This window comes from Candidatus Symbiopectobacterium sp. NZEC135 (assembly GCF_025962695.1).
In genome coordinates this window covers 1-4,138 of record NZ_JAGFPF010000133.1, presented here as the reverse complement: position 1 = coordinate 4,138, position 4,138 = coordinate 1, and the positions used below count along the sequence as shown (strand labels likewise).

Sequence of the window (4,138 nt, the reverse complement as noted above, 5' to 3'; positions counted from 1 at the left end):
GAGGGCTGGAGCACATCGTCACTCCAATTTACTGCGGCACAGACAGAGCAAAGTGGTATTTCAGTATATGGGGAAGGTCTTTTTCCGCCACTTGCTGCTTTTCTACCCCCTGCGCGGTCACTGTTGTGAGTGTATCACCCAGCAAAATCAGGCGCCCCTCGGCGAGATGTTGCACGATCAGCAGCTTCTGCACAAAAATGGCATCAGGGTGGGTGGAGTTGAGGTAGTTTGCCGGGACGAAATCAATCCATTCCTGAGGGATCAAATCAAAGCCGTATTGATTAGCCCATTCACCCTCAACCTTCGCCTGCAACAGGTACTCACCCTTTGCGTCACGGGTAAGTCGGAACATATCGAAATCCTGATTAATGTCGGTGTCGAGCAAGTCTAAGGCCAACGGCGCGCGGATACCGTAGCTACCGAAACCCAGATCGCATAGCCACTGACGGCCATCGACTTCTGCAATTAACGCCATATGGGTTTTCGGCCGACGCACCGGATAGAACATCGGACGTGCCGCCACGAAACAGTAGGGGATTCCTAACGCTTCCAGCGCCATGGCAAATAGCCCGTTGACCTCATAGCAGTAGCCGCCCCGACCCCGTTGTAGCAGTTTGTCGACAATCTCTTCTGGCACCAGCGAGACAACCTTGCCTGCCTGCACATCCAGATTCTCAAAAGGCACCGAAAAGAGTTGATGGCGCATCAGCGCATAGAGTGTGGCGCTGTTGGCAGATACCTGAGCGGTATAGTTTATACGGCGTAAATAAGTAGAAAGATCAAAGTTGTCGCTATGCATCATGCCTCCGTGACTGAGTAGTGTTCGCCACTATAGATGGTGAACATCATTAGCTGTATAGTCAGATTTATCGAAAATCAGACTGTACAGATCGCCATGTCCGTCCCGTCCCAATCGTCTCCACATTACCGCCGAATTGCGGCAATGCTGCGCCTCACCCTCGACTCAGGTGCGCTGCGAGCCGGTGACCGGATGATCTCCGCGCGTAAGCTGGCCGAACGCGAGCACGTTAGCCTGCCAACGGCACTGGAAGCGCTCCGCTGTCTTGAGGCAGAAGGTCTGATTGTTGCGCGTCCGCGCTCGGGCTACTTCGTCAGTCAGGTCAATACGTCCTCCCATCCTTTGCCTGGTCCCGTCCCTGTGACAATGTCAGCCGTAGCCCGGTCACTATTCAGTAGTGCAGAAGCGCGTCTGGTGCCACTTGGGGCCGCGCTACCCGATCCCACCTGGCTACCTGGCGATATCCTGCAGCGGGCACTGCATGCAGCAAGCCGTCGCCTGGCCGCCCACGGGCAAAGCTACAGCCTGCCACCGGGGAGGGCTGACCTGCGCAATAAGAGTGCCGCTCACGCAGCGCAGTGGGGGGCCCATTTTGGCGCGGATGACATCGTCATCACCACAGGCGCGACGCAGGCGCTGCGTCTTGCTCTGCGGGCAGTGTGTCAGCCAGGTGATGTTGTGGCGATCGAGCAGCCCGCCTACTTTGGCACGCTCCTGCTGCTGGAGGATTTAGGTCTGAAAGCATTGCAAATCCCCACGGATCCTGCCGAAGGTTTGTTGCTGGCACCGCTGGCTGACGCCATTGGGCGTCACCGCCCGGCCGCCGTTCTGGCCTCGCCCACGGTGCAGAACCCGCTCGGTGCCAGTATGCCCGTCGCGCGCAAGAAGGAACTGGTTGCCCTGATTGAAAGTGCAGGCATCCCTTTAATAGAAGACGATGTGTATGGTGATTTGGCCGGCGAAGGTCAGCGTCCTCCGGCCTGCAAAGCGTTCGACCAGAGTGGGAGTGTGCTTTACTGCAGTTCGTTATCCAAAACCCTTGCTCCGGGCTGGCGAATCGGTTGGATTGTGGCCGGACGCTATCATATGCAGGTATTGCAGGCTCGCATGGCCGGGGACTGGGCAGGCGCGCCGTAGCTTGAAGCCGCCGCGAGCGAGGTACTGGCAAGTGGCGACTATGAGCGTCACCTGCGGCGCCTGAAATCCAGGGTTACGCAGGGGGTACAAGTCGTTACAGCACGGGTCGAAGCTAGCTTCCCACCGGGTACGCGCGTTACCGTGCCAACAGCCGGTTTCTTGTTATGGGTAGAACTCCCGCAGCAGATAAATGCGCTGGAGGTACATCGTTGCGCGCTAGCGCTGGGCATTGGTGTTAGCCCTGGCCCCTTGTTTTCCCCCGGGGCGGAATTACAAAACTTCCTGCGCTTAAATTGTGCGAACGAACCCACACCTCACCTGCTAAATACCGTGGAACAGCTCGGAGCACTTTGTCACCAACTGGCGAGAAGTGAGTAATAGTTTTATATGCGCCCATGTCGCGAATACCTTCAGCTCGATATATGCCACCAGCACATCAATGCCAGGGCGGTTTTGTGCCAGGAGCGGACAGACCGTGATGCTAACTGCATTGTAGATGCGCGATTTCACTATTGATGGCTTCTATACCCTGTTTATAGCGTAGCATGACCTCTTCATGAGTCACCATTAATCCGCGGCCGTACTCTGTGGCTAGGAATGTGTATCTTTACAGGTGTACGAGATAATCTATATTGCCAGTAATGTTACTGGCAATATAGGTGTTTAGGGTAACGATAAACTCACGCAATTCATCCGTATAAGAAAACCATTCTCTACCAAGTCCCTTCTTATCCACCCTGTATTGGTGAAAGAAGCGGTGTAACGCAAATTCTGTCTCCACGCCTCCGGAGGGGATGATGGAGATAAAGCACAGTGTGCTGGTGTTCGCCTCGTCGATCAGCCTTTTAGGTAGAATTGCGGCAAGATTTTTCAAATTAGCCAGGGTGTTGAGCGTGATCAGCGATGATTTCTGGAGCGTAAACTGCACAATTTGATTACCTGCTATACAGATGTAACATGATATTCGGTCGCTATCATCCTCCCGATTGCCAGAAAACAACCTTACGTTGTAACCAGCGTACAATTTGTGCGCCACACACCCCGATCAATGCCAGTAAAAACACGCCCGCAAACATAGTGGACAGACTCATATTCACAGAACTGGATGCTATCAAATACCCCAAACCACGTTGTGCAGATAAAAATTCAGCCACAACCGCACCAATTAATGCCAACGCCACACCAATCTGCAATCCGGCAAAAATATCGCCTGCCGCTGAAGGCAACTTTACATGAAACAATAAATAATAACGGGATGCCGAAAATGCACGACAGGTATCCAGTAATTCAACATCGGTGCGGCGAATACCATTAACGGTGTTGACAAATAGAGGAAAAAAACAAACCAACGTCACCAGCACAATTTTAGATGCCACGCCAAAACCGAACCAGACGAGGATAATCGGCCCCAATGCCACTTTGGGTGTGGCTTGTAACGCAATCAGCAATGGATAGACAAAGCGTTCAAACATCTGCGACTCTGCCAGCACGCTGCCAAGCAGAACCGCCAGCAAACTGCCGATGATATATCCAGCCAACGTCTCACCCACAGTCATCGCAATATGCGGCCACAGGCTCTGATCGCTGAATCCATCGCGTAATGCGCGGAACACGGCTGCAGGCGGAGGCAGAAGATAATCAGGAACAGAAAATACACGTACAGACACATCCCAAATAAGAACCAACACGGCAAGACTCACCAAGGGGAATAACAGGGAGAAAAATCTATGCATGGGTGAAATATCTCCGTAAATGCTGACACAGTGCCATAAACTCATCATTAGCCAGCGTATCCAACGTGCGCGATCGGGGTAGTGGAATTGTCACACTCTCAATAATGCGCCCGGGGCGAGGCGACATCACCAACACCCGATCGGCAAGAAATACCGCTTCCTGAATACTGTGAGTAATGAACAACACAGATTTGCGCTGTTGCTCCCAAATGCGTTGGAGTTCCAACATCAAGAATTCGCGTGACAGGGCATCCAGAGCGGCAAAGGGTTCATCCATCAACAATAAATCAGGATCGTGTAGCAACATCCGTGCGATGCCTACTCGTTGTTGCATCCCCCCGGAAAGCTCGAAGGGATAATCGCTCGCAAAGTCGACCAGGCCGACCAGATCAAGTAATTGTCGTGCCCGCACTCGGGCAGTTGCATCTGACAACCCCAGCGTGCGAGCAGGAAGCAGCACGTTATCCAA

General features: G+C 53.3%; 4 protein-coding genes and 1 pseudogene. 1 reads left to right on the top strand and 4 read right to left on the bottom strand.

Annotation, left to right across the window (positions count from 1 at the left end):
• Positions 1–28: 28 nt before the first annotated feature.
• Positions 29–799 carry an arylamine N-acetyltransferase family protein gene (locus J5224_RS23695; RefSeq protein WP_264627688.1) on the bottom strand — a complete coding sequence of 257 codons (771 nt, stop codon included), beginning with the start codon at positions 797–799 and terminating at the stop codon, positions 29–31.
• A 96-nt stretch (positions 800–895) separates the two neighbouring features.
• On the opposite strand from J5224_RS23695, the pseudogene J5224_RS23690 reads away from it, so the two are divergent.
• Positions 896–2,314 (top strand): annotated as a pseudogene (locus tag J5224_RS23690) (PLP-dependent aminotransferase family protein).
• Between the two features lie 229 nt (positions 2,315–2,543).
• On the opposite strand, the gene J5224_RS23685 reads toward J5224_RS23690, so the two are convergent.
• From J5224_RS23685 to J5224_RS23675, 3 genes are all read right to left on the bottom strand, one after another.
• Positions 2,544–2,864, bottom strand: a complete 321-nt coding sequence (locus tag J5224_RS23685; RefSeq protein ID WP_264627687.1) for a hypothetical protein — start codon at positions 2,862–2,864, stop codon at positions 2,544–2,546.
• Between the two features lie 46 nt (positions 2,865–2,910).
• Entirely contained in the window at positions 2,911–3,669 is a 759-nt protein-coding gene (locus tag J5224_RS23680; RefSeq protein WP_264627686.1) for an ABC transporter permease, read from the bottom strand.
• Positions 3,662–4,138: ABC transporter ATP-binding protein (locus J5224_RS23675; protein WP_264627685.1), on the bottom strand; the 477-nt coding region annotated here is incomplete at its 5' end. The genes J5224_RS23675 and J5224_RS23680, both read right to left, overlap by 8 nt.